Below are 24,145 nucleotides of genomic sequence, written 5' to 3' on the forward strand. Positions count from 1 at the left end.
CGCGACACCCTCTCAAGGCCCAGTTACATGTATTAAGCTGCGAGCTGAGAGATTGCCAAGGCTCAAAGCACGTCGGGAGACGTGCCTGAGTCGGGACTGAATGCGTTACATCAGGATGGGTATTTGGTAGAGAGATTGTCGGCCAAGCAGCTTAACGTGCACATCGACCTCGCCGTCACTCAGTAGGCGACTCAGTGTTTACAAACGGCGGTACGTTAGCCAAAGCAAGTTTTCTGCACTGCGTGACGGAGGGCGGACGACGGGCAGCCAGAGGCTCCAGACTCTGCCGCTGCCCTGTTTTGAGAGCCCGCTCGATGGCCATCGCGACTCTGACATCCCGCCATCCTTCTTCACCGTCAGGTTCAGGTGCCTGATCATTGAGAATGCAGCTGGAGAAGTACGCAGTCTCCCCTGCGAACTGGTCGACCACAGGATGTACGTGCTCTTGAGTTTTACCGTCTAGGGTAGCTCGATAGGTTATCGCAACCCCCTCCCCGTAGCCGAAGCATGGTGACGCTTCGATCTCGCCATGGGTGCACACCAATTGAAATCGCTCAGTGTCGGGAAGGCTGTAGCTCACCGTGAAATGTGCAAGCCGGTCTTCCGGGAATCGTAGCGAGACCGTCACAGTGTCCCATGAGTCCAACACTGAACCTGGGGTATTCGCTCCCAGGGCCATCACCTCAATGGGTTCTGAATTGAAGAGCTGGCGCACCATATTTAGCGGATACGGCCCCATATCCAAGACCGGCCCGGCGGCAAAGCCGTGTTGCGAGCGGTGATCTTTTGCTCGGAACGATATCGCGCCGAGTCGATCAACTTTATTGACTGACTGAACACCAGGGCTTCCTGACTACGTTCGAGTATTCCTGCATCCGATCAGGTGGAGCACACCTCATGCAAACCATGGATGACTTTAAAAATTCCAGAGCTGCGGCCAGCTTTATTTCCCGCCCAAGGCTGATGTTGGGAATGGTGATTTTCTGCGTCGGCGTGACCCTGTTGATGGTCGAGGCCGCCTCAACTCTGTACCGCTAACCCCTGCTGTGTGCTGTTGCTCACTTTCAATGTGGGAGCACGGACACTCAGCGCTTACCTCTTCAGAATGCACCCATCTAAGATACATCCACCAAAGGAATCACTTATGCCGTCCAAACGACCCATCGCTGCTTTGGCTCTCACCCTGTTTTGCGCAGTTTCGAGCGTTTCTTACGCGGATGATGATCCTAGCGTTACGCTGAATCGTCCTGGAACCGGGGACAGGGAATACAAAGTTGGCGATCCCGTGCCCGATGAGTACCAGCGTGAAAGTATGGAGGTCAAAGACTGGAAAAGCCGGCACCTGAAAGCGCCATCCGAACACGAGCAATGGGTGCAGATCAAAGGCAAATATGCGTTGATCAGTGTCCCTACGGGCACCATCAAGGAGATGGTGGACAGATGAAGAGATGGTACGCAAGCACGCGTTTCTAACGCGTCTTCGTGTGGCGACTGAGCTGGGTGGGCGGACTTGCAGCGCTTTACAACGAGGCTCGCTCAGCAAAAAAAGCCCGTGCATGACACGGGCAAAAACGCTTGGCTCAGGCTACGACCGGCCAAGCAATCCTCGTTTGAAGCGGTGAACAAATAAAGCGGTGTGCAAGCCACGTACACTGGCGTTGGCCTGAGATTCAAAACTGCGGGCGCAGCGACCCAACTCGCTGGATATGAGCGCTTCGACACCTTGAGCTTTGATGGATGAACTTCCAGATTCAATGGCCATGATTTTTTCCTGATCGAAGCAGTCAAGAGGCCGGCAGCAACCACTGCTGCTGCCGTCTTTTCAGCGCTTATAGCGCTGGGTCGATATCTTTCTCAGATCCCTGACCCAAGCCAGAACCCAGATCTGCACCTGTTACAGGGTCAGAGGCGAGATCGGACTTGGTACGCTCCTTGAGCATGGTCAGGGTCACCGAATCATCTTCACTGAGCTCAACCGTCGCCGTGCCATCCCCACCATCGACCGCTGGATGGGGGTTCTCGACATACTCGAATTCCGCATCGCTGTTCCAGGGCCCGCGCACATTCGGCTCGCCGTTGGACATGCTGAAGTAGGTGCGGCTGAATTCAGGCATGCCGGGGAGCTTGCCCTGCGGAAAGTTCGGCTGAATCGAATGCAGCGCTTTTTCAAACGACAGCTGGTGGGCGATTTCCCTCGTCATCAAAAAGCCCAGCGCTTCTTTGATGCCCGGATCGGTGGTGACGTTGATCAATCGTTCATAGACGATCTTCGCCCGCGCCTCGGCTGCGATGTTGGAGCGAAAGTCTGCGGTGGGTTCACCGATGGTATCGATGTACGCCGCTGTCCAGGGCACCCCTGCGGAGTTCACCAGCGGCGCGCCTCCACCGTACAGCAGGCTGGTGATGTGCGAGTCGTTGCCAGCACCATTGATGTCCCGGTACAGCTCACCCTCAGCCTGGACGCCCTCGGCCAGCTTGCCTTTGCCGCCCTTGTTCAGCATCACAATAATGGAGCCGATGATTTCAAGGTGACTGAGCTCTTCAGTGGCGATGTCCAGCAACAGATCCTTACGGCCTGGATCTTCTTCCGCCAACGCCTGTGTGAAATATCGCGCCGCAGCGGCCAATTCGCCCTGAGCGCCGCCAAATTGCTCCAGCAGCAGGTTGGCCAAACCAGGGTTGGGTTCAGCAACACGTACCGTATATTGAAGTCGTTTGTTATGTAAGAACATGATATTTCTCCCATCCATAGCTTTTTAGCGAAAAAGATCTTTCGATTCAAAATCGCTCACGGTTTTTTTTGTAAATCTACATCGGGCAACGCTTACAACGCATAACGAGGACTCGCATCCCCATTAGCAATCCATCGAAATAACAGTCTCTATCGACCAGCGGCAGTAGGCTCTGCACCTCACTATCGACATCCATCCAAACAGACCGCCATTCACTTAATCAATGTCAATCTGATTGGATAGTTCAGTAAGTTGCAAAGTACTCAGTTGCGGTGGGGCTGTAATAAGATCATTTTTGTCAGGTTGGCGGCTTGATTCCGGCCCTTCTCAGCAATGGCCAAAAACTCTTGGTCGACTGCTTTTTCTTCCGCCAACGTCTCGGTTAAAAGGCCCGCCACCTCAGTCATTCCGAGGTGCTCTGCCATGGCGATCAATGCCGTAGCCTGGTGACCTGCATTTCTGCGCTATAGACGCTGGAAGTTCATGAATAAACAGATCATCCACAGTGGTTTCAGCCATGACTAAGCCCTCTTACTGAATGTCGTTGTGAAAAGGAGCCGCGATGAATCCTGCGCCCTGTTAATTAATCGACCTGACAAAAACGACGGACGTTCTGGAAACTAAAGGTGTTACCGACCAGTGGTTAAAAGTGCCCTATAAACTTACCATTGACGAAATAGGGTGAACGTTGGTGATGGTCATCACTCACAAGCGCAGGGGCGCTCATGCCCATCATGGAATGGTGAGGAAAATAAAAATGGCGAACATACTGAATACTTGCGCACTGACTCTGCTGATCGGATTAGGCACGCAAGGCGCCTTCGCGGCGCAGGACAACGATGATTTTGTGGAAGATGCTTCCGCCAAAGGCGTGGCCGAGGTGGAGGCTGGCAAGCTGGCACAGGAGAAAGGAAGCGCTGCGGATGTAAAAAGCTTTGCGGACATGATGGTCAAAGACCATACCGCCGCGAACGCCAAGCTCAAGTCCATTGCTGACAAGAAAAACCTTGAGGTCTCTGACAGTGCCGAGCTGGTCGACAAAGCAAAGGCGATGATCCTGGAACTGCGTAGCGCCAAGTCGTTCGATCAGGCTTATGCCAATAACCAGGTCAAGGCCCACGAAGCGACGATTGCCCTGTTCGAAGAAGAATCTTCCAACGGCAAGGATGCAGATCTGAAAGCCTTCGCTACTGAAACCCTACCAAAGTTGAAAGCCCATCTGGAGCATGCCAAGGCCTTGGCAAAAGCTCATGGTGGTGATACCGCGAACTGAGACCCGATGCGCCGCCCTCTCAAGCACGGCGCATTTACTCAACGTAGAAAAGTGATTTTGCCATGCTCCCGTCTTGGATCGACTTGGTTAGTCAGGTCACCAAGGGAGGAGCGTGGATGCGCTACCTCGGCACCTGAGGCTCAACCATCATGGTGAATGCTCGCGACAACCTTTGCGGTTCTTACTCATTGCGACCACCGATCTTCAGCAACCGCTGCATGAGCAGCGCGTTGCCAAGTGCGGCATCGCGAGCAGTATTGTCGAAAATACACCAGGTCGGCACGTCCTCCGCCATTGCCTCAATCCTCTTCGCAAGATGTTCAAGCCAAGCCGTCTCATAAGCGCTGTAGTAAATTCTAGGTGCCCCGTGCAGGCGCCAATAGCGAACTCCCGGCCAGCCACCAGGCTGCGCACCATTACTCAACCTGGCAGGATCAGCCGCCACCTGTCCTATGTGTTGCTCGACCAGTAACTGATGGGCGTTCACCCAGGACTCATGACGCGGCTCGATCACGACATACCCGGAAAAGCGAGCTCTCAGCGATTCGAAGAAGCGGCCTGCGACTCGGGCGTCGAATGAGAGCGAAGGTGGGAGCTGGATCAGCAGGCAGCCGAGCGCGCTACCCAGTGCAGCGATCTCCAACAAGAATTTATCAAGCAGCTCCGAGCAGTCCACGAGCCGGTTCTCATGGCTGATCGACTTAGGGATTTTCACTGAGAAGCGGAAATCGCTGCCTACGGATGCTGCCCACTTCGCGTAGGTTGCAGGCCTGTGTGGGCGGTAGAAGGAGCTGTTGATTTCTGCAGCGCCCAGCCGTAATGCATAACGCTCCAGATGCGTACCTTCGCCTTCAAACTCAGGGGCGAATTCCCGTGCCAGCTTCCAGCCAGCGCACCCTACGTAAATGTCTGCGGTTTTCAGAACAGTACCTGTCGCGTGTCACGCATAGATATCTCAACGGCGGTGGGGCCAATGACCGCGAATTCGTTGAGCCTGGACTCAAAACTCAGATCGGTCTTTGCCGGCCTCAAGAACCTTGCGTGCTCGTCCTTTGAGGCCCACCAAATCCTTGACCGACCTTCGGCTGAGCTGTTCTCGTTATATTCATTTGAACCGACGAACAGTCTTAGACGAAGGGTTTCATATCCAGCTGATTTTCTCGCAAGGTCTCGGTTATCCGAAAGTACGAACTTAACCGACGCTTTATAGCTCCGCTCTTTAGAGGCCACACTAAACAGCGGAGAAAACACAATGCGAGCGCTCACCTATCACGGTGCCCATGACGTCAAGGTAGACACTGTCCCCGACCCGATCATCGAGGCGCCAGATGACATCATCCTGCGAGTCACCGCCACGGCGATCTGCGGTTCCGACCTGCACCTGTATCGCGGCAAGATACCGACCGTGGAGCACGGCGATATCTTCGGCCATGAATTCATGGGCATCGTCGAAGAGACAGGCTCAGGCGTGACTGCTGTCCAACCGGGGGATCGCGTTGTAATCCCGTTTGTTATTGCCTGCGGAGACTGCTTCTTCTGCCAGCTGGATCTGTTCGCGGCCTGTGAAACGACTAATACCGGTCGTGGCGCGATCATCAACAAGAAAGCCATCCCGCCGGGCGCGGCGCTGTTTGGCTTCAGCCATATGTATGGAGGGATTCCCGGTGGCCAGGCGGAGTACGTACGCGTGCCGAAAGCCAACACCGGGCCGTTCAAGGTTCCGGGCACATTGGCGGATGAGAAGGTTCTGTTCCTCTCGGACATCCTGCCCACTGCGTATCAGGCGGTCACCAACACCGGCATCGGCCAAGGCTCCAGCATCGCCATCTATGGCGCTGGCCCGGTCGGGCTCCTTTGCGCAGCGGTTGCCCGCATGCTGGGCGCCGAGCGCATCTTCATGGTCGACCATCACGCCTACCGGCTTGCTTACGCGCAGCAGACTTACAACGTGATCCCGGTCAATTTCGATGAAGACGACGACCCGGCTGACACCATCATCCGGCAAACCCCAGGCATGCGCGGAGTCGATGGCGTGGTCGACGCCGTCGGCTTTGAAGCCAAAGGCAGCACCACTGAAACCATCCTCGCCACCCTCAAACTCGAAGGCAGCAGCGGCAAGGCGCTACGCCAATGTATCGCGGCAGTACGGCGTGGGGGCACCGTCAGCGTGCCGGGCGTCTACTCCGGCTTCATTCACGGGTTCCTGTTTGGGGATGCGTTCGATAAGGGGCTGACATTCAAAATGGGGCAGACCCATGTTCAGCGCTTTCTGCCAGAGCTGCTTGAGCATATCGAACTGGGACACATCGCGCCTGAGGCGATCATCACTCACCGAATGTCATTGGAGCAGGCCGCTGAAGGCTACAAGATTTTCGACAAGAAGCAGGAAGATTGCCGCAAGGTCATTCTGACGCCTGGCGGAAACGACATCGTGGTGCCGGAACTTGAAACCGCTACTCCATCAACAACTGTTCCCGCCGTCTGATCGGCATCGGAGGTGTGATATGGAACCAACATTACTGTGGGTCGCCATGGGCGTGATCGTGTTACTGGTTGACCTCTGGGCAATCGCAAGCGTCTGGCGTACGACCAAATCGTCGAGCACAAAACTGGGCTGGGCGGTCGTGATCGTCGCACTACCGGTGATTGGACTGGCGATATGGGGCATTGCGGGTCCACGAGGCGTCGCGCAGCCTCCGACCTCCAAAGAACACAGCAAGGGGTGATTCGCTATGGCGTCCGCTGAGGATCAATCTCAGCGGACAGCCCTACTGACTTGAATCAGGTTCAGCATGAACATCAGGCCTTGTCTTCCTTACGCTTGCGCCGACCAGAGCGTCATTTTTTCCGGAGCGCCTGGATTAACTCGGCTTTGGTCATTTTCGAGCGCCCAGACACATTGCGAGATCGCGCCTCTGTCATGAGGCTCGCTTTACTCTGACTTTCCAGCGATGACTCGGAGTCTCGACCATGGCCGCTCCGAGTTTGCGCAGCCCTCTTACTCGAATCAGACTTGGCTTGGGCCTTGGCAGAGGCAGATGTCTTCTTACCTGAGCCCCCTGCTTTCTCGCCTCCACCAGACTGCTTGTTCACGGTCGCCCAGGCACGGGCCTCCGCTTCGCCTTTGGGCGTGCCCTTAGCCTCGTAGCTTTCTTCAATACGTTTCGCTTTTCGTTTCTGCTCTTCGGTGTACTTATCTTTGCTTCCACGTGGCATCGCTGATCCCTCCGAGTCGAAATATCGAGGACGCGCATTCGCGCCTATACCCATAAGGAAGTCGATTTTTCCAAGAAAGTTCACCGGGCTTTCTTCCGTCCCAACGCGCCGCAAATCATCCTCGAACACCCATCGAGCTCCGCTCGTCGCTACCAGAGCACTTCTGCCACGCACTCCCCCTCTGAACGCTATACGCGGATGAACTGCGTTTAGAACGGAGAATTGCCATGTCAGTTGATAACAACGGGCCAGCCGCTGCGTATCCCGGCCCAGATGAAAAAGCGCCTGATACCGGGGAAGGTCATGACTCAGGCCTGGAAAAAACCACTTCAGAGCCGAAGCAGGGTTCGCAGGAACGGCCAGCGGACTGGAATCCCCCACCGGGAAATCCCGGCTCAGATCAGGATGCCCAGACTCATCGTGGCAACGGTGGTGCGACGGACGCACAGGATCTGGGCTTCGACCCCGATTCACCTGACGTGTCCGATCCCCAGATTGACCCGCCACACCCCGCGCGTACGAGTAACGACCCTGCTCCATGACCCTGTGAATGCCCTCAAGGCTGATGGGCCATTTCTCAATCGACCATCAGCCCTTCAGTTCGAGCCAGCTTTTCCATCAGGGCAAATTTTCTGGTGGTCTGAAACCGGGTCCATCTAATCAGGTCAGGCTTTGCGCCATTCCACGTTTGTGATGCCCTGTTTCTCTGCTGCCGGACCCGGGCAAAGGCTCCTTATGCGCAGAAGCAATGCGCTCGTCCGATACGACCGCCATTACGTATCCACTCGCCATTTAATAACCACTGGGATAGCCTGTGACGCATCGCTCAAGCCTGGTGCAGCAATGCCGTGGTGGCAGGAGCTAAGCCTCCAATAGCAGCAAGGTTATTCATGCCATTCTCGACATTAAAAATACCGCACGAGTTTTCAGCGGAATCCGAGAAAGTTTTCGGAGAGTTCCAGCGTGGCATGGGCTTTCCAATGACGCCCAACTTCATGAAGATGCACGGGCACTCGCTGGCGGCGGCGAAGGGAACATGGGGCTTACTGCAAGGCGCGATGCTAAGCGGAAACCTGCCACGTGCGCTCAAAGAGATGCTTGTCGCGGCGGTCTCACATGACCGCAAGTGCATGTACTGCGAAGCTGCGCATCTAGCGTGTTGCAGAAGCCTTGGAATCGACACCGCCACCCTTCAGGCCTTGGTCGAAAATATCGAGGACCTTACGCCGGAAAAGGTGCGGGACATCATCCTTTTTGCGGTGAAGTGTGCACGCAACCCACAAGGCATGACACAGGAGGATTATTCATCCCTGCACAGTCATGGCCTGAACGACGAAGACATCATGGAATTGATTTCAGTCATCGGCTTGGCCGTGTATTTGAACATCGTTGCGGACGCCACCGGTGTGGCACCCGACGACATGTTTTTCCAAATCTGATATGGAGATCAGGGAAGCCCTCACACGTCAAAGCTTGCTGCTGGAATTCATATCCGAGTGCGTGAGCTTACAGACCGTGCCAGAACTGACCAAGCTGGTCGCGGCGCGGCTGCACTGGATTTGCGATTACGACACCTGCACGACGTTACTCCCCGAGCCAGACGGTTTGTCGCTGTGGTCCCAGGATCGGAAAGTCTGCACCGCCGCGAAGATTGAAGATGAGTCTTGTCTGTCGAGCCACGGGACTGTGCTGAGAGACGCCATGGCCAAAGGCTCACCAACGGTCGCGTACTGCAATGACAGCGACAGGTTTGTGTTAGCCCTGCCTTTGGGATCAAGGACTGCTGTACACGGCGCCTTGTGCGTAGGCAGGGTCGGAAAAGGATTTTCCCAAGAGGATGTTCGCCATCTTCAACATGCGTGCAGCTCAGTCGGCGGGGCCTTGGCGCGTATCGCGGCGCTGGCAGCTGAGCGCACTGCCGAACACGCGATCAAACTGGTGGAATCTGAGCTCCGTGCAGCTGCCGAGGACCGGGTGCTCTTGGCTGAACAGATGGTTGGCATTGTGAGTCATGACTTGCGTAACCCGCTGTCGGCCATCCTCATGGGAACCAGCTTGATGGAAATGGGCGAGGCAATTCCCGCCAAAAAACAACGGGTGCTGCAAAGCGTACAGAACGCCACGCGGCGGGCACAGCGGCTGGTTGAAGACCTACTCGACTTTACTCAGGCCCGCGTTGGCAAAGGACTGGCCGTCCAAATGGCTAACGTAGACCTGGACGAGCTTATGGCGTCGATTGTCGATGAGCTTCGGCTGAGCTTCCCGAACCTGGAGCATCATCTCCCTGATCATCCGTTGGGATCAGCCTGTCTCGACGCGGACCGTATTCATCAACTGCTTGGCAACCTGGTGGCCAACGCCACCCTGTACGGAACGCCGAGAAAGCCTGTCCATCTCAAATGCGAAATCAACGAAGGCGAACTCGTTTTCTCTGTCAGCAATGAAGGTGACCCGATTCCGCCAGCAATGCTCGCAGACATGTTCGAACCCATGATTCGAGGGCATCAAAATCAAAATGAGCAGCATGGTGTCGGGCTAGGCCTCTACATCGTTCGCGCAATCGCGCAAGGACATCAGGGGACCGTTGCTGTGACGTCTTGCGCAGAGAATGGGACCTGTTTTTCAGTGCATCTCTCGATCGGTCGCATGGCTTAAAGTCCGCGAGCGTCCGCTATGGGCTGTGAGCAGTCATTCATGAGCAACAACTTGCCTTTGAAGCCGTCCTATAAATGATCGGCAAGCTACTCAACAAAGCGCACGCTGATCAACCCTTTGTAGAAGCCTGAGAATGCCGGTCCTACCTGCCAAGGTAAGACCGCCGGTGTCGGCTGAAACCGGGGCGACGCATTTAGCCTTCCGCGCTCTGATGATCAATAAGCCAGGTGCGTGTTACGGATACCCCAAAACCTACGGACGTGATGCAACCTCGTCCATATGATGGAGCAAATCCAGCGGGTCTTCGTACACCCTCAATGCCCCTGCCCGCTCCAGCTCACTGATGTCATAGCCACCCGACAGCAGACCGATGCCAGTGGCCTTGCAACGTCTGGCGGCGAGCATATCCCAGATGGCGTCGCCGATGACCAGGCACTCTTCAATGGGGACTTCCAGGCGTAGAGCGCCAGCGATGAACAGGTCGGGGTCAGGCTTGCCGTATTTCACGTCATCGCGAGTGATCAGTGAAACATCGTCCAGCTTCAAACCCAGCGCCTTGAGGTTGATCGCTGCCGTCTCGCTGCCGCCGCTGGTTGCGATGCACCACTTCGATCCGCTCTGGTCAAGTGATTGGAGTAACTCAATGGCGCCCGGCAGCGCTGTGATCTGGTCCTGCAGCTCGCGGTACGCTTTGGCGTGAAGATCGCTGAGTCGTTTGGCCTGCTCGGCGGGAATGTCCAGGCCCGTTTCCCGAGCCAATGACTTGAGCATCAGCCCTCCGCTCATGCCAATTTTTCGATGGATTCGCCACATTGCCAATGGGATTCCCTCGGCGTCCAGCGCTTGTTTCCAGGCTGCCACGTTCTGGTAAACGCTGTCTGTCAACGTGCCATCCAGGTCAAAAATGAAGGAGGTGGTAGGGCTCATGGTCATGCTCCGATGCGGTGGCGTGCGTACGTATTCGAGATCCCATGCATCCCGGCGTTCCGCGTTTCTTTGGCAATGGGAGTCGTCCAGCACAGATTCAACCCGGAGTTTCCCGTACTGGCGTGGGAGCAGAAGGGATCTTGAGGACGGTGACGATAATCGCGCGATTGATGAGGTCATAACACCTAGGTCGACCCGCACCAAACAGCAGGACGCCGAGGCGGTTCAAAAGACCGTTGTCGAGATCGAACGAAAAGTTGCAGACAGCCACCGAGAGGAATGGGCCATTGAGCGTCAGGCTGCCCTAAACGACGCTGGTAGGGTCCATTCAAATGAGCCGCGATGAAAGAAAAAACAGACGGGATCATACTGGCGGCTGTACCACTCGCCGTATGATTTTCAAGCCAACCAGGACTCTACTTCTGCACCACCATACTCACTCTTCCACTGTTTCAGCGTTTTGTGATTTCCCCCCTTGGTTTCAAGGGTCTCGCCATTGTGAGGTTGAGCCTTTTACGGGATATCGTTCCCGCAATCACGCCATCCTGACAGTCGCAAAAAGGGATCAAGATAGTCGCGGATCAGAAGACGAGTAGTGACTACCGCCCGCCCCCGGGGCGCAGGCCGGGCGGCATAAATCACGCAGAGACTTCGCTGGCTAGCCGCTTCAATAGCGCTTGAGCCGCTGCTTGTGATGAAGCGGGATTCTGTCCGGTAATGAGGTGTCCGTCTTCGACCACGTAACTTGCCCAATCAGCAGCCTTCGAGTATTGCCCACCTTTGGCCTTCAGCATGTCCTCGACGAGGAAGGGCACGATCTTAGTGAGCCCTACGGCCTCCTCTTCCGAATTAGTAAAGCCGGTGACGTTTTTGCCCTGCACCACAGGGTGACCATCAGGAGCATTGACGTTCTTCAATACACCCGGCGCGTGGCACACGGCGGCGATCGGTTTGTTGGCCGCATAAAACGCTTCGATCAGGGTAATGGAGTCGGTGTCTTCGGCCAAATCCCACAGCGGGCCATGGCCACCAGGGTAAAACACTGCATCGAAATCATAGGGGTCAACTTCGCCCAAGGGCACGGTATTGGCTAACAACCCCTGAGCCTCGCTATCGGCACGGAAACGTCGAGTGTGCTCGGTCTGGGCGTCCGGTTCATCACTTTTAGGGTCCAGCGGCGGCTGTCCACCCTTGGGAGAAGCCAGGGTAATTTCGGCCCCGGCATCCGCAAATGTGTAATACGGGGCTGCGAATTCCTCCAACCAGAAGCCCGTCTTCTTGCCGGTATCACCCAGCTGGTCGTGAGAAGTGAGGATCATGAGAATGTTCATACGCGCCTGTCTCCTTGCGATATGGGCAGTACTGAATCGCACCGCATAATTGTCAGAGACGTTCACCACGCAGACGTTCACGTCGAATGACCGGAGCTCGTTCGGCCGCGTCTGCTATGGCTCGAGGATATGCAAGGAGGCGACAGGTTCGGTCATGCTGCGCCAGCCACAGCTCCACGTACGTCCCAAGCCTTGGTCCAGATAAAGTTGGCGATCAATACCGGCGCAGGAACTGCTGAATGCGCTCGCCGCTTTCCTCACCGAAGAACGCTTCAGTGGAACAATCCTTGACCACCACACCGTTTTCCATGAACACCACACGGTCCGCTGCCTCTCGAGCGAAACGCAGCTCGTGGGTGACCACCAGCATGGTCATCCCGCTGTTCGCCAGCTTGCGCATGACGCCTAGCACTTCGTCACGCAGCTCAGGGTCCAGGGCAGAAGTTGGCTCATCAAAGAAGATCACTTCAGGGTCCATGGATAACCCTCTTGCGATGGCGACACGCTGCTTCTGGCCACCTGAAAGTTTGGCGGGATAACTGTCCGCTTTGTCCGCGAGACCGACTTGATCCAACAAATGCCGCCCTCGTTCAAGCGCCTGTGCCTTTGAAACCTTTTTCACGCTGAGGAGCCCCTCCATGACGTTCTCAAGGGCCGTCATGTGCGGAAAAAGGTTGAAGGACTGGAAGACCATGGCGGTCTTTTGCCTAAGTAGCGCCACTTGCTTGCGCGTTGCCCGGTCGAATCGACCGCTGCGCGAAATCTCCACACGATACCCGCAGACCTCCAGCGTCCCGGCGTCCGGTTTTTCCAGAAGGTTGAGAGAGCGCAGCAAGGTTGTTTTGCCTGATCCCGACGGACCGAGGATGACCACGACTTGGCCGGCCTGAACCTCAAGGTCAACGTTTTTGAGTACGGCCAGATCCCCAAATGACTTGCTCAGGCCAGTAACGCGTACAGTGCTTGTGTTCATCGCATGTGCCTCGTCCAACGGCCTTCCAGCCAGGTTTGCAGGATGGTCAACACCTGATTGATGAGCCAGTACATCGCGCCCACCATCAGGAACATTTCCATGTACCGGAAGGTGGAAGCACCGATCTGCTCAGCCACTCTGGTCATTTCCATGACCGTGATCGTGGAAGCAAGCGAGGTGTCCTTGATCAACGCGATGAGCCGACTGCCCATGGTGGGTAAGGCGATTCGAAACGCCTGCGGAATGATGATCCGGCGAAGACAGGTCCAGTAGCCCATGCTCATCGAACTGGCGGCCTCCCACTGCCCACTGTCGACCGCGATGATGCCGGCTCGAAAGGTTTCGCTCAGATAGGCCGCCGAGAACAGCGTCAGTGCGAGCAGGGCCGAAGGGATCGGAGTCATCACGATCCCGTAATGCGGCAAACCGAAATAGATCAACAGTATCTGCACCAACAGAGGCGTGCCGCGGAAGATCGAGACATAACTGAAGGCAATCATCCGAAACAGCCGCACCGGAGAAATCCGCATCAGGGCAATCATCAAACCCAAACCAGTACCTAGGACAAAGGCACCCAGGCCTAACCCAAGGGTCGTCACGATCGCCTTTTGCAGTAGGGGCAGCGCCCGTAGAAAGAGATCCCACATTATTTATTCCTCTGCCAGCTCAGCGAGAGCGGCCTTGATTCCACTGGTCATGTGATAATCCGGCCCGATCCACTCCTTGGCGACAGCGTCCACCGTGCCATCTGCAACCATCGACTCGATGGCTTTGCTGACCGCGTCGCGCAGACTGTCTCGACCCTTGGCCATGGCAGGAGCAGACAGCTGGTACGTCAGAGGCTCACCCACTGCCTTGATGGGCAGGTTATTGACCTTTTTGTACTTCTCTCCGCCGAACAATGAAGACAGCACTGCATCAACCCGTCCAATTGCCAGATCGTTGAACACCAGACCGCCGTTCTCATAGGCCCGGATGTCGGACGTGGTCATGTGCTTGCGGGCCCAGGATTCATTGCTGGTCCCCGACGTCACACCGATCGAGTGCGCTGGCATGTCCTTGATGCTATGGATGTCCTGATTGTCGTCGCGCACGAAGATGTAGAACTCTTCCACGCCATACGGGCTCGCGAAGTCGACCTGTTTTCTGCGTTCATCTGTGGGCGTCAGGTCGTTCATGACGAGATCGTATTTGTCGGCCTTCAAGCCTTCGACGAAGCTTTTGAAGCTGTCAGCGATGAACTCCACTTTCGCCACGCCAATGCGCTTGGCAACCTCTTTGGCGATGGCAACGTCGTAGCCTGCTGGCTTGTTGTCCTGCCCCAGATAACTCCAGGGTGGACTGGCTTGGGTGTTAGCGATACGAATAACGCCTCGCTCTCGCAGGGTTTGCAGGGAGTCGTCAGCCATGGCAACCGAGCCAATGCTAAAAGACATGATCATTGCCAATGCGAAACGAATGCCGTTCTGTTTCATTGTTATCCATCCTCATTTGAGTGTGCGGCCGCAGGGGCTCGCGGGAGTAACGGCAGAAAATTCTGGTCTGGCCGCCGCGTCTGAAGCGCAGCGTGCCCGTACGTCAACGTACCCGGGCGTATGCCTCCAAGGCTTCGGCCAGGTCGGCGATCAACATCGACTCGTCTTCAAGACCGATCGAGATGCGCACGATGGGTTGATCTGTTGGTGAAAATTGCCGTGCCTGTTGCTGGGACGCCGGGTAGTAGGCAATCAGGCTGTGGGTACCGCCCCAACTCGCGCCGATGGGGAACCGTTGCAGGGCATTGAAAAATGCGCCGAAGGCACTTTCGTCGGCAGCTGGTTCCAGGATGATCGAGAGCAAGCAGCCGCTGCCTTCGAACTGGTTCTTCCACAGGGTGTGACCCGGATCGCTTTCCAGCGCGGGGAAAAGTACTTGTCGTACTAGAGGCTGAGCCTCCAGCCAACGCGCCACTGCCAATGCCTTTCGGCTTTGCTCACGCAGCCGCAGCTCGAACGTCTGAAGCCCGCGCTGGACCAGGAAACAATCCTCAGGGCTGGTAGCCTGACCAAAGATGCTTTGGGTTTCCCGCAGCACCGCGTAGCGTTCCGGATCGTTGAGACTGACAGTTCCCATCAGCAGATCGGAATGACCGCCGAAGTACTTGGTCGCTGCTTGAACCACGAAATCCACGCCATGCTCGATGGCTTTGAAATAAAGAGGGCTTGCCCAAGTGTTGTCCATCATGGTCAGCACGCCGTGCTTTTTGGCGATGGCGGTGATTGCACCAATGTCCTGCATTTCCATGGTGACGGTGCCCGGAGCTTCCATGCAGATCATGCGGGTGTTCGTGCGGATCAATGCTTCAATTCCGGCGTCGATAGTCGGTGGATAGAACTCCACCTCAACACCAAGATGAGCCAGCCACTGGCGACCGAAAGTCTTGAGCGAGCCATAGCAGGAGTCCGAAATAAGCAGATGGTCGCCTGCACGAACGAAGCCCATGACAGTGGTAATCAGTGCAGACGCACCCGTCGGCATGATCACGCAGTGGCGGGCGTTTTCCAGATCAGCGACTTGACGCTCGAGCGCACGAGTGGTTGGCGTGCCGGTAATTCCATAGCTGTAGCCGTCTGGCTGTCGGCTCTTACGGCTGACGAAGTCCTCGAACGAATCGAACACTACGGTCGAACCGCGCCATACACCTGGAGAGAGGCTGGCATAAGGGCTGCCGGCAGGATCTACAAGTTTCATCTAGGTACGCCTTGTTGGGTCAGGGACAATGAATCCTATTGTTCAATAGACCTAACTGAGTGACTACACCTAGAATTATTAACTCAATAAGTAAAGGTTATAGGTTACTGCATGGGTGTCCGAGAAATTGAAGTCTTTCGAGTGGTCATGAACGCAGGAAGCACCAGCAAGGCTGCCAACATGCTCGGTATCTCCCAACCTGCCGTCAGCCAGGCGATTCGCAAACTCGAAACATCTGCCGGTCTCGCTTTCTTCCACCGGATTCGTGGCCGTCTGGTGCCCACGCAGGAGGCGCACGCGTTAATGGTGGACGTGGACAAACTCTTCATCGGGATGGATGCGATCGAACATCGGATCAAGACCTTGAAGCAGTTCGGCACGGACCGGCTGGCCATTGCCGTGCATCCGGCACTGGGTAATGCATTCATGCCGAGGGCTCTATCATCGTTCGATCTGGCAGGACGAGATATGAGGGTGTCGCTACGGGTCCTTAGCTCGCGGGAGGTGCATCAGGACGTGTCATCCGGTCAATGCGATTTTGGCCTGATGGCCGACGAGATGCCGGTCATGGGGTTGGAGCATTCGCCTTTTCTGGAATCGCCGGGTGTCATGGCCATGCCACCTGATCACCCGCTTGCAAGGCTGCCGGTGATCACTCCGAACGATATCGGCAACCACGACTTCATCGCACTCAATCCAGAAGACAGCAGCCGTCGGCGAATGGAAGCGGCGCTGGCCCCCTATGGCGTGACGCCGAATATCAGGATTGAAACGCCCTATGCCCATACCGTCTGCGAGATGGCGTTGCGCGGTATCGGGTTCGGTTTCGCCAATCCTGTCGCCGTCGTCGACTACATCGACCGTGGCTTGGTCATCCGGCCGTTTTCCCTGAAGGTGAACTTCACGAGCCTCTTGCTTTTCCGACCCGGAAAACCCTTGGCGGACAACGCGCGAAAGTTGATATCCGCGCTACGCATCCAACTGGCAAAGGATTTGAAGCTTGTGGAAAACCATATGAAAAAGTGAGGCTTCGGAGTCAAGGTTTAAGCGTGAGTGATTGCATGGACTTGACGAAACCCGTTGGGATGGCTATCCGAGCCGCTAACACTTTCAAATGGCCCAGGAAGTCGAATCTGGATGCAGCCTGAAAACGCTTCGCAGTGGCCGGTGCACCGCTGGAGCAAGGCTTTTTTCCGGGTGAGTGAGATAGGTCAGACCAGATAACGCTGGGCCCAGACGATCACTGAAGACCATGCGGACATGGCTAGGCGGACGTAATCGAAACGACCTCGATGTACTTGAATTTCTTGCGGGCCGCTTTAATCGCATCGAGCTCCGCCTGCAGCTTACTGAGCGTGTCGGCTTCGAAGACGAACATCTGGGTCTCGCCTTCAAATTCATTTCCGACTCGCAGGGTCACCTTGAGCTTGGGTACGAATGTCTGAGGTGGTTTACGTTTTTTCACCGCTACGGGTGGGGCAATAACGATCGGAGACGGCTCTTCCGGTGCAGCTACGTGGACCGGAGCTTCTGAGGCCCCAAACAAGGCCCTTCGCATCTCTTCTTCAGTCAACTCTGTATTCACGAATCTATGTCCTGTCGATGTGTTTTTAGGTACTCCCGCACCGGGCAGCCCACTTGGTCATTTTGTCTCAGTCACGATGGTGGAGACCTATCGCAGCACGACAGTTTCGCGACTCAATGCTCCCCTGCCTGTATGGCCAACACCCCCGATCCTTCATGCTGGGCGTTTGCCGGACAATCGTCAGCTTGGCCTTCTTTGAAGGTTCCCCTAGGGGCACCTCTCGAACAGTGTCGTGGAAGGTTACGACGTTGTGCGCACCTGTCGGGATAAAGTTTTGATCATTGAATACCGTTTGCCGAGCCTGATTAACGAATGCGCTGCTGTTTGGCGATTGGAGGTCTAACGATGGGCCGGACCGTATGACCGAACCGCTGTTCATCTCACCTGACTCTCGCCCTGAGCGAAGATTTTCAGCCACGTGTAGCGCGCTTCCGCGATCAGGCTCCGTTCGACTCAAGAGGATAAACCCGCTTACGGCGGCGATGCATCCTGCTACTGCATAGGTGGCGAACCTCTGAATGCCACGCTTCTGTTGAGTTCTGAGCATCCGTTCCGGAGCATCACCGAAATCTGCTTTCATCCATGCACCTATCTATTTCTTCCCGGCACGTCGGCAACGCTCCGAACAATACCGGACCTCATCCCAATACCGCGCCCATTTTTTTCGCCAAACGAAAGGAAGTTGGCAGCAGACGCAGGTTTTGACCGGAAGCTCGCTCTTTTTCAACTGCGATCCGTCCTGATTGTGTGCATCTATTTCAGGTTTCAAGACGTAGATGGGATGCCACTTATGAAACCATGAGACGTTCCCTGCACATGAGCAATCTCCTTGTAGCGTTCTGCTTCGCCGGCATGGTTGTTGGCTGGCTGCTTTCATGGACATTCGTGATGCACGTGATCAAATGATCGCTGACCGGCTTTTCCATTGGCTGACTATCGCCGACGATCAGCTGCGTCTTTGAACACGAGATGCAATTGGCTGCACTCGTCTTCCGTAATAACGTTTGCCAGATGCACGCCCTTGGCAAAGCCAAGTCCTTGACCTTCAAAGTAACCGAACTCGTAGTCGCTCTCGCTTGAGCGATCTGTACCAGCTAGGTCGCGGCGTGGTAATCGAACGGCTTTGGCAGCCGCAATGCGCGTAATTCAGTCATGGCCAACTGGGACAAAAAGGAGCTGAAAGGATCATCCGAGGTCCTGACTTATTGAGAAGAATGTCCAAACTTGTTGTTGATTCGTTTGGCAATGTCGAGATGATCTTCCTCCAAAGCAAAATGCCCAGTGTTGTAGTGAACTACTTCTGCGCTCGGCAGGATGTCCTTGACGGCGTCGGCGCCGCGTGGGGCAAAGATCGGGTCACCGTCCCCCCAAACTACCAGCGTCGGTGGATGCGACGCGCGCAGGTAAGCCTGCCACTTTGGATATAGGGCGAGATTGGAGAGGATATCCAGCTGCAAGTCTGTCATGGCACGTCGCTTATCGGGGTCACTCAAAGCGAGCGCGTCGTTGACCCAAGCGTCAGGGTTGAGGGTGCCAGGATCGCGAGCGCCATGACGGTAGAGGAACAGATCCGTTGCAACGCTCACCCTAGCCTGTGCGGCGTCCCGCTTTTCCACTGGTTTCAGAATACTGGCGGCCTGAATGGCTTGAAGCCGTGCAGGCTGCCAGCCGTCCAACGTCATGGGCGTGTTCTGAATGACCAATCCGCGTACCCAATCGGGATGAAGCGTCGCGATGCGCATCCCGACGGGGCCACCGAAATCTTGCATGTAGATCACGGCGCTTCCTATACCCATTCGCCGGACGAATGTATCCACTGTTTCGGCGAGCACATCGAACGTCAGCGGATCTCCTGATGCGGGAGCATCGCTATTGCCCATCCCAGGATAGTCAGGCGCCAGCACGTGAAAGTGCGCGGCCAGCTCCGGAATCAGGTCACGGAACATATGGGATGACGATGGGAATCCGTGAAGCAGCAGAATGGTGGGATTGCGTAGGTCACCAGCCTCCCGGTAGAACATTTTTCCGCCGTCTAAGGTGATGTACCGGTATTCAGTCTGGGCAAAGGCAGCGTCAGGAGAGACTGACAGCGTCAGCAGCAACGTCAGATAGGTTGCCCACGTAAAAAATTCGCTCCGCATCTTTTGCTCCTTCAGGTTTGCCCGGACCGCACCGTCTGGCCTCAGGCTGTGTCAGCCACGCGCTAACGGCGCCTTGCAGGATTAAGAGTATCATGTTACGTTGAAAACACATACCTACTGATAGATAGGGAAAATACTACTAATGGCTGTCAACGACCATAACCCATAGATGGGTGCGGAAGCGGGATAGCGCTGAGGGCATGTGCCACGCTTGGCAACGGCAAATGGGCTGACGTCGAAGCTTGAGCTGTTCTTTATTACAGATGCCCCCATCAACTAGACGCTAATAAGCTCTTGCTGATCCTGAGTCTGTTCCTTATGGATTTAAGAAACGGGTCGAGCACGTTAACCCGACTTTGGGCGATATTTACGCTGCGTCAACATGTGGAGATAATATGAGTATTTCAGTTGGGCAGTCATTAACTTCGGTAACTATCAAGTCGCCTGGGTCCGGTTCAAGTTCAGGCTCAACACCTCGCAACTCTTATTTGACGAATCAACTATTGCAGGAAATTGGAACGAAGCAAGGCGTACTCGATACAGATGCCATGAAAAAAGCAGGCTTGGGATCTAGCTTCGCTGATTTCGACATGACCTCCATCACACCGGCTGAGTTAGGGCTGGTCAGCAAAAACCTGTATGCACTGGGGTTGATCGACAAGACTACCGCCAATCTCATGATCTCTGCAGGCACCAACCTCGATTCGGTGGGCAACCAGATGACACCTGATGTAAAAATGAACGCTCTCGACTACTTTGCAGCGCGCATAAACAGTCTCCGTAGCGCGAGCGTCGACAATAATGAATATGGATTTCAAGTCGTACCTGATTATATAAATACAGTGTATGTCCTACAAAACCTCAACGACTTTGCCAAAGATGCACGCACTGACAGCGGTACCCCGAGTGCGCAGTCTCAAGGCATCAGCATTCATGTGTAGCCTATGCGTCAGCAAAAGCTCCGTTTTCCTATCCGTCCAGACCAGAGAGAATACCCCTGGCATGGCGTTAACTTCGCGCAGCTGTTCTTTATCGTAGTCGTCCAAAAACCACACCCGCGATCCAACTGAGCAGTTGAAACACTACGGAGCTGCAGGCAGCGATGAGTACAAAGTGTTTGACCCAGCGCAATATCAGGTGGGTATCGAACAGAAAAAAACGCACCCGTCGTCCAACGCCAAGGCCTAGACGACCGGCCAAAGCTGCTTCCCTGGATAAAGGCATGACGTGATCCCCCTCTCAGCTCGAGCCGTCGCTCCCCCGGCAGCTGCAATGATTGCGATGCCTGAGCTTGGAACAGTCCCTGTAGTAGTGGACCAAACGCCGATTCAACACGGCCCAACAGCGATCGCGGCTACTGGGGTTGTTGGTTCAGAATCAAAATGACTGACGCATGTAGAAAGTCTTAACTCGGATCGCTACAGCCTTGAACAGGCGCTGCAACCGGCCGGAACGGGTTGAGTCATGAGTTGACGTGGGATGGTCCAGGGAGCTGGTGCCCCACTTTCGTTCAGACGAAAAAAAACCCGAGAATTCACACTTACGTGGACCTCTCGGGTTTCGAAGATGGTGGGTCGTGTGGGATTCGAACCTACGACCAATTGGTTAAAAGCCAACTGCTCTACCAACTGAGCTAACGACCCGCTTCGTGGTGGCGCGTATATTACTGATTTTTCTCAGTAATTCAACACCCTTTTTTAAAAAATTTAAAAATAACGCGTCGGGTCGGTGATTCCGGCCGCTGCGAAGCCTTCTGCGCGCAGGCGGCAGCTGTCGCATTTCCCGCAGGCGCGGCCTTGATCGTCCGCCTGATAGCAGGAAACCGTTAGCCCGTAATCGACGCCCAGACGCGTGCCTGCCTTGACGATGTCGGCTTTGCTCAGCATCTGCAACGGGGCTTGAATGGTAAAACCTTGCCCTTCTACGCCCGCCTTGGTCGCGAGGTTGGCCATGCGCTCGAAGGACTCGACGAATTCAGGGCGGCAATCCGGATAGCCAGAGTAATCGACAGCATTGACGCCAATGAAGATGTCACGTGCGCCAAGGACTTCGGCCCAGCCCAATGCCAATGACAGAAAGACCGTGTTGCGCGCGGGAACGTAGGTGACGGGGATGCCTTCGCCAGGCGTTTCCGGCACGGCGATGCTGCTGTCGGTGAGGGCCGAGCCGCCGATGCCGTTGAGGTTCAGGCCGATCACTTTGTGCTCGATCACACCCAGGTCCTTCGCCACACGCTCAGCTGCTTGCAGCTCGGCACGATGACGCTGGCCATAGTCGAAGCTCATGGTGTAGCAGGTGTAGCCGTCGGCTTTCGCCATTGCGACCACGGTGGCCGAGTCCAGGCCGCCAGACAGCAGGATTACCGCGCGTTTCTCAGTCATCGTGTACTCACTCATCTCAGCGCCCCGGCTCATCGTTCCAGAGGATTTTATGGAGCTGCAGCTGCAGGCGCACCGGCAGGTTGTCGGCAACGATCCAGTCGGCGAGGTCTCGAACGTTCAGATCGCGATGCACCGGAGAAAACAGCACTTCCCCTGCTCGACGGTCCAGACCGTACTGGATGATCTTTGAAACCGCCCAGTCGTAGTCTTCCCGCGAGCAGATGACGAACTTGATCTGGTCGTTCGGGGTCAGGAGTTCGATATTCTCATAGCGATTGCGCGCCACTTCTTTCGAGCCTGGCGTTTTCAGATCGACCACACGGCTGACGCGAGGGTCAACCTTGGAAATGTCCAGTGCGCCACTGGTCTCCAGCGACACTTCGTAGCCGGCATCGCACAACCGCTGAAGCAGCGGAATGGCGTTGGGTTGGGCAAGAGGCTCGCCGCCGGTCACGCAGACGTAACGCGGGCGGTAGCTGGCGACTTGCTCCATGAGCGAATCGAGGGTCTGAATCGTGCCGCCTGTGAACGCGTATTCGCTGTCGCAATAGCCGCAACGCAGGGGGCAACCGGTGAGGCGCACAAATACGGTAGGCAAGCCTGCTGTGCGCGTTTCACCCTGTAACGAGTAAAAAACTTCGGTGATGCGTAATGTGTCTTGCATAGGGGCCACGGGCGTAACGGCTAAACAGGCCATCCGCCTCCGTCAGGCACTTCTGTGCACTCTGCGCTCGCAGAATCCAAAGAAGCGTAATCAATACCGGAATTTCGGGTGCGAGATTCTAACGAAAAAAGCCGCGCAACGCGCGGCTTTCTTGAATCGAGGGTCAATCACCTGGTGTCAGAGGCGTTGAAGATCGCGCTGAGCCAGTTGTGCTGCCGACGTCCCAGGGTACTGGGCAACGACCTGCTGCAGAATGCCTTTGACCTTGTCGGTATGACCCAGGCGGCGCTCCACATCAGCGAGTTTGTACAACGAATCAGGCACCTTTGCATGCTTTGGGTACAACTGACTCACCTTGGCGAAAGCCTGACCGGCACCTTGCAGATCGCCTTTGGCCAGGTTTACTTCACCCAGCCAGTACTGGGCATTGCCCGCGTATTGGCTATTTGGGTACTTACGCAAAAAAGCAGAGAACGCTTGGCTGGCCTTGTCGAAATCCTTGGCCTTGATCAGGTCGAAAGCAGCGTCGTAGTAGAGCTTTTCTTTCGCCGGGTCACCCGGTTCTGTACTGGTCTGAGGCGCCTGTGCGGCAGATGCGCCGCCAGCAGGTGCTACAGGGGCTCCGCCGGCGTTGACGCCACCGTCGGAAGCTGAATTATTGGCAGGTGCGGCAGGTGCGCCACCCGCTCCAATGCGAGAGTCGAGGTCCTTGTAACGATCCAGCGCTTCTTGCTTCATCTGCTGGATATCGTTTTGCTGGACTTCAACGATTCCGCGCAAGCGCGAAATTTCATCCTGCATTTGTTGCAGCTGCATGAACAGCTGACCTTGCGCCGAAGGCTGGGCCGTAGCCCCACCTCCGGCGTAGGCGCCCGCCGTACCATAACCCGATGGCGGATAACTGCTGCCAGCAGAGCCAGAGTTGTCATCGACCACAGGAACCGCACCCATCGCTGCAAGAGGAAGGGTGAGAGCCAAAACGGTTAAAGCACGGCGGCACGTTCGCATGTCAAATTACTTACGCAGTTCGACGCGACGGTTTTGAGCCCAGGATTGCTCGTCGTTGCCGGTAGCAACTGGACGCTCTTCACCGTAGGAAACCAGTTCCAGCTGAGCTGGCGATACGCCTTGCAGAACCAGGTAGCGTTGAACGGCTTTCGCACGACGCTCGCCCAGTGCCAGGTTGTATTCGCGAGTACCGCGTTCGTCAGTGTTACCTTCCAGAACAACGCGAGCGCCGTTAGCTTTCAGGTCCTTGGCGTGAACGTCCAGAGCGCGCATGGCCTCTGGTTTCAGGTCAGAACTGTCGTATTCGAAGTAGAAAGTGGTGATTGCGCGCAGAGCAGCTTCTTCGCTCAGGCTGCCGTCAACAGCACCAGTGTTAGCGCCGTAACCAGCGTTTGGATCTACAGCAGCGCCTTGACCGGCATTGTCGCCGCCTTTGGACGAGCAACCTACAGCTACAGCCATGGCCAGAGCCAGCGCAGCAAATTTACCAAACTTCAGCATTTCCATCGTGAAACTCCTAATGAACCCC

General features: G+C 55.7%; 29 protein-coding genes, 1 tRNA gene and 1 pseudogene. 10 read left to right on the forward strand and 21 right to left on the reverse strand.

Annotated elements, in window-relative coordinates; translation table 11 throughout:
- Positions 1–175 precede the first annotated feature (175 nt).
- Positions 176–802: a Gfo/Idh/MocA family protein gene (locus ACWKWE_RS08125; protein WP_483850468.1), complete on the reverse strand. Its 627-nt coding sequence runs from the start codon at positions 800–802 to the stop codon at positions 176–178.
- Positions 803–897: 95 nt separating this feature from the next.
- Here ACWKWE_RS08125 and ACWKWE_RS08130 point away from each other — a divergent pair, with 95 nt between their 5' ends.
- Together ACWKWE_RS08130 and ACWKWE_RS08135 are read left to right on the forward strand one after the other, a co-directional pair.
- The gene (locus tag ACWKWE_RS08130; RefSeq protein WP_166596287.1) at positions 898–1,038 is read left to right on the forward strand and encodes a hypothetical protein; all 141 of its coding nucleotides are present in this window, start codon (positions 898–900) and stop codon (positions 1,036–1,038) included.
- Between the two features lie 106 nt (positions 1,039–1,144).
- Positions 1,145–1,444 carry an RcnB family protein gene (locus tag ACWKWE_RS08135; RefSeq protein ID WP_483850236.1) on the forward strand — a complete coding sequence of 100 codons (300 nt, stop codon included), beginning with the start codon at positions 1,145–1,147 and terminating at the stop codon, positions 1,442–1,444.
- 141 nt (positions 1,445–1,585) lie between these two features.
- On the opposite strand, the gene ACWKWE_RS08140 is transcribed toward ACWKWE_RS08135, so the two are convergent.
- From ACWKWE_RS08140 to ACWKWE_RS08150, 3 genes are all read right to left on the reverse strand, one after another.
- Positions 1,586–1,762, reverse strand: a complete 177-nt coding sequence (locus ACWKWE_RS08140) for a hypothetical protein (protein WP_166596285.1) — start codon at positions 1,760–1,762, stop codon at positions 1,586–1,588.
- A gap of 67 nt (positions 1,763–1,829) precedes the next feature.
- A complete protein-coding gene (locus ACWKWE_RS08145; protein ID WP_341964490.1) occupies positions 1,830–2,732 on the reverse strand; it encodes a manganese catalase family protein in 903 nt (300 codons plus the stop codon).
- Positions 2,733–2,995: 263 nt separating this feature from the next.
- A complete protein-coding gene (locus ACWKWE_RS08150; RefSeq protein WP_483850237.1) occupies positions 2,996–3,157 on the reverse strand; it encodes a DUF892 family protein in 162 nt (53 codons plus the stop codon).
- 332 nt (positions 3,158–3,489) lie between these two features.
- On the opposite strand from ACWKWE_RS08150, the gene ACWKWE_RS08155 reads away from it, so the two are divergent.
- Positions 3,490–4,005 carry a DUF4142 domain-containing protein gene (locus tag ACWKWE_RS08155; RefSeq protein WP_166596374.1) on the forward strand — a complete coding sequence of 172 codons (516 nt, stop codon included), beginning with the start codon at positions 3,490–3,492 and terminating at the stop codon, positions 4,003–4,005.
- 181 nt (positions 4,006–4,186) lie between these two features.
- On the opposite strand, the gene ACWKWE_RS08160 is transcribed toward ACWKWE_RS08155, so the two are convergent.
- A complete protein-coding gene (locus ACWKWE_RS08160) occupies positions 4,187–4,927 on the reverse strand; it encodes a DUF72 domain-containing protein (protein ID WP_218576270.1) in 741 nt (246 codons plus the stop codon).
- Positions 4,928–5,257: 330 nt separating this feature from the next.
- Between ACWKWE_RS08160 and ACWKWE_RS08165 the strand changes: the two genes are divergently transcribed.
- Together ACWKWE_RS08165 and ACWKWE_RS08170 are read left to right on the forward strand one after the other, a co-directional pair.
- Positions 5,258–6,490 carry a zinc-dependent alcohol dehydrogenase gene (locus tag ACWKWE_RS08165; RefSeq protein ID WP_483850238.1) on the forward strand — a complete coding sequence of 411 codons (1,233 nt, stop codon included), beginning with the start codon at positions 5,258–5,260 and terminating at the stop codon, positions 6,488–6,490.
- 19 nt (positions 6,491–6,509) lie between these two features.
- Positions 6,510–6,731 carry a PLD nuclease N-terminal domain-containing protein gene (locus tag ACWKWE_RS08170; RefSeq protein WP_166596282.1) on the forward strand — a complete coding sequence of 74 codons (222 nt, stop codon included), beginning with the start codon at positions 6,510–6,512 and terminating at the stop codon, positions 6,729–6,731.
- A gap of 112 nt (positions 6,732–6,843) precedes the next feature.
- Here the strand turns inward: ACWKWE_RS08170 and ACWKWE_RS08175 are convergent, their stop codons facing one another.
- Entirely contained in the window at positions 6,844–7,221 is a 378-nt protein-coding gene (locus ACWKWE_RS08175) for a termination factor Rho (RefSeq protein WP_483850469.1), read from the reverse strand.
- Between the two features lie 227 nt (positions 7,222–7,448).
- Between ACWKWE_RS08175 and ACWKWE_RS08180 the strand changes: the two genes are divergently transcribed.
- From ACWKWE_RS08180 to ACWKWE_RS08190, 3 genes are all read left to right on the forward strand, one after another.
- The gene (locus ACWKWE_RS08180) at positions 7,449–7,763 is read left to right on the forward strand and encodes a DUF6021 family protein (protein WP_483850239.1); all 315 of its coding nucleotides are present in this window, start codon (positions 7,449–7,451) and stop codon (positions 7,761–7,763) included.
- A gap of 348 nt (positions 7,764–8,111) precedes the next feature.
- Positions 8,112–8,660, forward strand: coding sequence for a carboxymuconolactone decarboxylase family protein (locus tag ACWKWE_RS08185; RefSeq protein ID WP_166596281.1), 549 nt, complete (start codon positions 8,112–8,114; stop codon positions 8,658–8,660).
- Between the two features lie 76 nt (positions 8,661–8,736).
- Positions 8,737–9,876 carry a sensor histidine kinase gene (locus ACWKWE_RS08190; RefSeq protein WP_483850240.1) on the forward strand — a complete coding sequence of 380 codons (1,140 nt, stop codon included), beginning with the start codon at positions 8,737–8,739 and terminating at the stop codon, positions 9,874–9,876.
- A 252-nt stretch (positions 9,877–10,128) separates the two neighbouring features.
- On the opposite strand, the gene ACWKWE_RS08195 is transcribed toward ACWKWE_RS08190, so the two are convergent.
- From ACWKWE_RS08195 to ACWKWE_RS08225, 7 genes and pseudogenes are all read right to left on the reverse strand, one after another.
- Positions 10,129–10,803: an HAD family hydrolase gene (locus tag ACWKWE_RS08195; protein WP_483850241.1), complete on the reverse strand. Its 675-nt coding sequence runs from the start codon at positions 10,801–10,803 to the stop codon at positions 10,129–10,131.
- A 399-nt stretch (positions 10,804–11,202) separates the two neighbouring features.
- Positions 11,203–11,307, reverse strand: a pseudogene (locus ACWKWE_RS08200) (transcriptional regulator); the annotation flags it as partial.
- Positions 11,308–11,441: 134 nt separating this feature from the next.
- Entirely contained in the window at positions 11,442–12,134 is a 693-nt protein-coding gene (locus ACWKWE_RS08205) for a type 1 glutamine amidotransferase domain-containing protein (RefSeq protein WP_341962666.1), read from the reverse strand.
- A gap of 214 nt (positions 12,135–12,348) precedes the next feature.
- Complete coding sequence (locus ACWKWE_RS08210; RefSeq protein WP_483850242.1) at positions 12,349–13,107, reverse strand: amino acid ABC transporter ATP-binding protein; 759 nt, start codon at positions 13,105–13,107, stop codon at positions 12,349–12,351.
- The gene (locus ACWKWE_RS08215) at positions 13,104–13,754 is read right to left on the reverse strand and encodes an amino acid ABC transporter permease (protein ID WP_401149043.1); all 651 of its coding nucleotides are present in this window, start codon (positions 13,752–13,754) and stop codon (positions 13,104–13,106) included. The genes ACWKWE_RS08210 and ACWKWE_RS08215 overlap by 4 nt, the downstream gene beginning before the upstream one ends.
- Before the next feature lie 3 nt (positions 13,755–13,757).
- Positions 13,758–14,582: a transporter substrate-binding domain-containing protein gene (locus ACWKWE_RS08220; protein WP_483850243.1), complete on the reverse strand. Its 825-nt coding sequence runs from the start codon at positions 14,580–14,582 to the stop codon at positions 13,758–13,760.
- 103 nt (positions 14,583–14,685) lie between these two features.
- Positions 14,686–15,837, reverse strand: a complete 1,152-nt coding sequence (locus tag ACWKWE_RS08225; RefSeq protein ID WP_166596273.1) for a trans-sulfuration enzyme family protein — start codon at positions 15,835–15,837, stop codon at positions 14,686–14,688.
- A 111-nt stretch (positions 15,838–15,948) separates the two neighbouring features.
- Here ACWKWE_RS08225 and ACWKWE_RS08230 point away from each other — a divergent pair, with 111 nt between their 5' ends.
- A complete protein-coding gene (locus ACWKWE_RS08230) occupies positions 15,949–16,863 on the forward strand; it encodes a LysR substrate-binding domain-containing protein (protein ID WP_483850244.1) in 915 nt (304 codons plus the stop codon).
- Between the two features lie 238 nt (positions 16,864–17,101).
- On the opposite strand, the gene ACWKWE_RS08235 is transcribed toward ACWKWE_RS08230, so the two are convergent.
- The 3 genes from ACWKWE_RS08235 to ACWKWE_RS08245 form a co-directional block, all read right to left on the reverse strand.
- Positions 17,102–17,422 (reverse strand): hypothetical protein, encoded by a 321-nt coding sequence (locus tag ACWKWE_RS08235; RefSeq protein WP_166596271.1) that lies wholly within the window; start codon positions 17,420–17,422, stop codon positions 17,102–17,104.
- Positions 17,423–18,014: 592 nt separating this feature from the next.
- Positions 18,015–18,149: a DUF2256 domain-containing protein gene (locus ACWKWE_RS08240; protein WP_166596372.1), complete on the reverse strand. Its 135-nt coding sequence runs from the start codon at positions 18,147–18,149 to the stop codon at positions 18,015–18,017.
- A 475-nt stretch (positions 18,150–18,624) separates the two neighbouring features.
- Positions 18,625–19,563 (reverse strand): alpha/beta fold hydrolase, encoded by a 939-nt coding sequence (locus ACWKWE_RS08245; RefSeq protein WP_166596270.1) that lies wholly within the window; start codon positions 19,561–19,563, stop codon positions 18,625–18,627.
- A 395-nt stretch (positions 19,564–19,958) separates the two neighbouring features.
- Between ACWKWE_RS08245 and ACWKWE_RS08250 the strand changes: the two genes are divergently transcribed.
- Positions 19,959–20,504 carry a hypothetical protein gene (locus ACWKWE_RS08250; RefSeq protein WP_483850245.1) on the forward strand — a complete coding sequence of 182 codons (546 nt, stop codon included), beginning with the start codon at positions 19,959–19,961 and terminating at the stop codon, positions 20,502–20,504.
- A gap of 626 nt (positions 20,505–21,130) precedes the next feature.
- Here the strand turns inward: ACWKWE_RS08250 and ACWKWE_RS08255 are convergent.
- The 5 genes from ACWKWE_RS08255 to pal all read right to left on the reverse strand — a co-directional run bounded on the left by ACWKWE_RS08255 (position 21,131) and on the right by pal (position 24,123).
- Positions 21,131–21,206, reverse strand: a tRNA-Lys gene (locus ACWKWE_RS08255).
- 63 nt (positions 21,207–21,269) lie between these two features.
- Positions 21,270–21,944, reverse strand: coding sequence for a 7-cyano-7-deazaguanine synthase QueC (queC, locus tag ACWKWE_RS08260; RefSeq protein ID WP_166596268.1), 675 nt, complete (start codon positions 21,942–21,944; stop codon positions 21,270–21,272).
- A 16-nt stretch (positions 21,945–21,960) separates the two neighbouring features.
- A complete protein-coding gene (queE, locus tag ACWKWE_RS08265) occupies positions 21,961–22,608 on the reverse strand; it encodes a 7-carboxy-7-deazaguanine synthase QueE (RefSeq protein WP_108120958.1) in 648 nt (215 codons plus the stop codon).
- 177 nt (positions 22,609–22,785) lie between these two features.
- Positions 22,786–23,616 carry a tol-pal system protein YbgF gene (gene ybgF / locus ACWKWE_RS08270; protein WP_341962550.1) on the reverse strand — a complete coding sequence of 277 codons (831 nt, stop codon included), beginning with the start codon at positions 23,614–23,616 and terminating at the stop codon, positions 22,786–22,788.
- 6 nt (positions 23,617–23,622) lie between these two features.
- A complete protein-coding gene (pal, locus tag ACWKWE_RS08275; protein ID WP_074752666.1) occupies positions 23,623–24,123 on the reverse strand; it encodes a peptidoglycan-associated lipoprotein Pal in 501 nt (166 codons plus the stop codon).
- Positions 24,124–24,145: the final 22 nt, after the last annotated feature.

The organism is Pseudomonas salicis (assembly GCF_057128705.1).

What these genes read in the sequence shown, in the direction of transcription:
- ACWKWE_RS08130 (WP_166596287.1), top strand. Translation starts at nt 898, where the DNA reads ATGCAAACCATGGATGACTTTAAAAATTCCAGAGCTGCGGCCAGCTTT.
- ACWKWE_RS08135 (WP_483850236.1), top strand. Translation starts at nt 1,145, where the DNA reads ATGCCGTCCAAACGACCCATCGCTGCTTTGGCTCTCACCCTGTTTTGC.
- ACWKWE_RS08140 (WP_166596285.1), bottom strand. Translation starts at nt 1,762, where the DNA reads ATGGCCATTGAATCTGGAAGTTCATCCATCAAAGCTCAAGGTGTCGAA.
- ACWKWE_RS08145 (WP_341964490.1), bottom strand. Translation starts at nt 2,732, where the DNA reads ATGTTCTTACATAACAAACGACTTCAATATACGGTACGTGTTGCTGAA.
- ACWKWE_RS08150 (WP_483850237.1), bottom strand. Translation starts at nt 3,157, where the DNA reads ATGGCAGAGCACCTCGGAATGACTGAGGTGGCGGGCCTTTTAACCGAG.
- ACWKWE_RS08155 (WP_166596374.1), top strand. Translation starts at nt 3,490, where the DNA reads ATGGCGAACATACTGAATACTTGCGCACTGACTCTGCTGATCGGATTA.
- ACWKWE_RS08165 (WP_483850238.1), top strand. Translation starts at nt 5,258, where the DNA reads ATGCGAGCGCTCACCTATCACGGTGCCCATGACGTCAAGGTAGACACT.
- ACWKWE_RS08170 (WP_166596282.1), top strand. Translation starts at nt 6,510, where the DNA reads ATGGAACCAACATTACTGTGGGTCGCCATGGGCGTGATCGTGTTACTG.
- ACWKWE_RS08175 (WP_483850469.1), bottom strand. Translation starts at nt 7,221, where the DNA reads ATGCCACGTGGAAGCAAAGATAAGTACACCGAAGAGCAGAAACGAAAA.
- ACWKWE_RS08180 (WP_483850239.1), top strand. Translation starts at nt 7,449, where the DNA reads ATGTCAGTTGATAACAACGGGCCAGCCGCTGCGTATCCCGGCCCAGAT.
- ACWKWE_RS08185 (WP_166596281.1), top strand. Translation starts at nt 8,112, where the DNA reads ATGCCATTCTCGACATTAAAAATACCGCACGAGTTTTCAGCGGAATCC.
- ACWKWE_RS08195 (WP_483850241.1), bottom strand. Translation starts at nt 10,803, where the DNA reads ATGAGCCCTACCACCTCCTTCATTTTTGACCTGGATGGCACGTTGACA.
- ACWKWE_RS08205 (WP_341962666.1), bottom strand. Translation starts at nt 12,134, where the DNA reads ATGAACATTCTCATGATCCTCACTTCTCACGACCAGCTGGGTGATACC.
- ACWKWE_RS08210 (WP_483850242.1), bottom strand. Translation starts at nt 13,107, where the DNA reads ATGAACACAAGCACTGTACGCGTTACTGGCCTGAGCAAGTCATTTGGG.
- ACWKWE_RS08215 (WP_401149043.1), bottom strand. Translation starts at nt 13,754, where the DNA reads ATGTGGGATCTCTTTCTACGGGCGCTGCCCCTACTGCAAAAGGCGATC.
- ACWKWE_RS08220 (WP_483850243.1), bottom strand. Translation starts at nt 14,582, where the DNA reads ATGAAACAGAACGGCATTCGTTTCGCATTGGCAATGATCATGTCTTTT.
- ACWKWE_RS08225 (WP_166596273.1), bottom strand. Translation starts at nt 15,837, where the DNA reads ATGAAACTTGTAGATCCTGCCGGCAGCCCTTATGCCAGCCTCTCTCCA.
- ACWKWE_RS08230 (WP_483850244.1), top strand. Translation starts at nt 15,949, where the DNA reads ATGGGTGTCCGAGAAATTGAAGTCTTTCGAGTGGTCATGAACGCAGGA.
- ACWKWE_RS08245 (WP_166596270.1), bottom strand. Translation starts at nt 19,563, where the DNA reads ATGCGGAGCGAATTTTTTACGTGGGCAACCTATCTGACGTTGCTGCTG.
- ACWKWE_RS08250 (WP_483850245.1), top strand. Translation starts at nt 19,959, where the DNA reads ATGAGTATTTCAGTTGGGCAGTCATTAACTTCGGTAACTATCAAGTCG.
- queC (WP_166596268.1), bottom strand. Translation starts at nt 21,944, where the DNA reads ATGACTGAGAAACGCGCGGTAATCCTGCTGTCTGGCGGCCTGGACTCG.
- queE (WP_108120958.1), bottom strand. Translation starts at nt 22,608, where the DNA reads ATGCAAGACACATTACGCATCACCGAAGTTTTTTACTCGTTACAGGGT.
- ybgF (WP_341962550.1), bottom strand. Translation starts at nt 23,616, where the DNA reads ATGCGAACGTGCCGCCGTGCTTTAACCGTTTTGGCTCTCACCCTTCCT.
- pal (WP_074752666.1), bottom strand. Translation starts at nt 24,123, where the DNA reads ATGGAAATGCTGAAGTTTGGTAAATTTGCTGCGCTGGCTCTGGCCATG.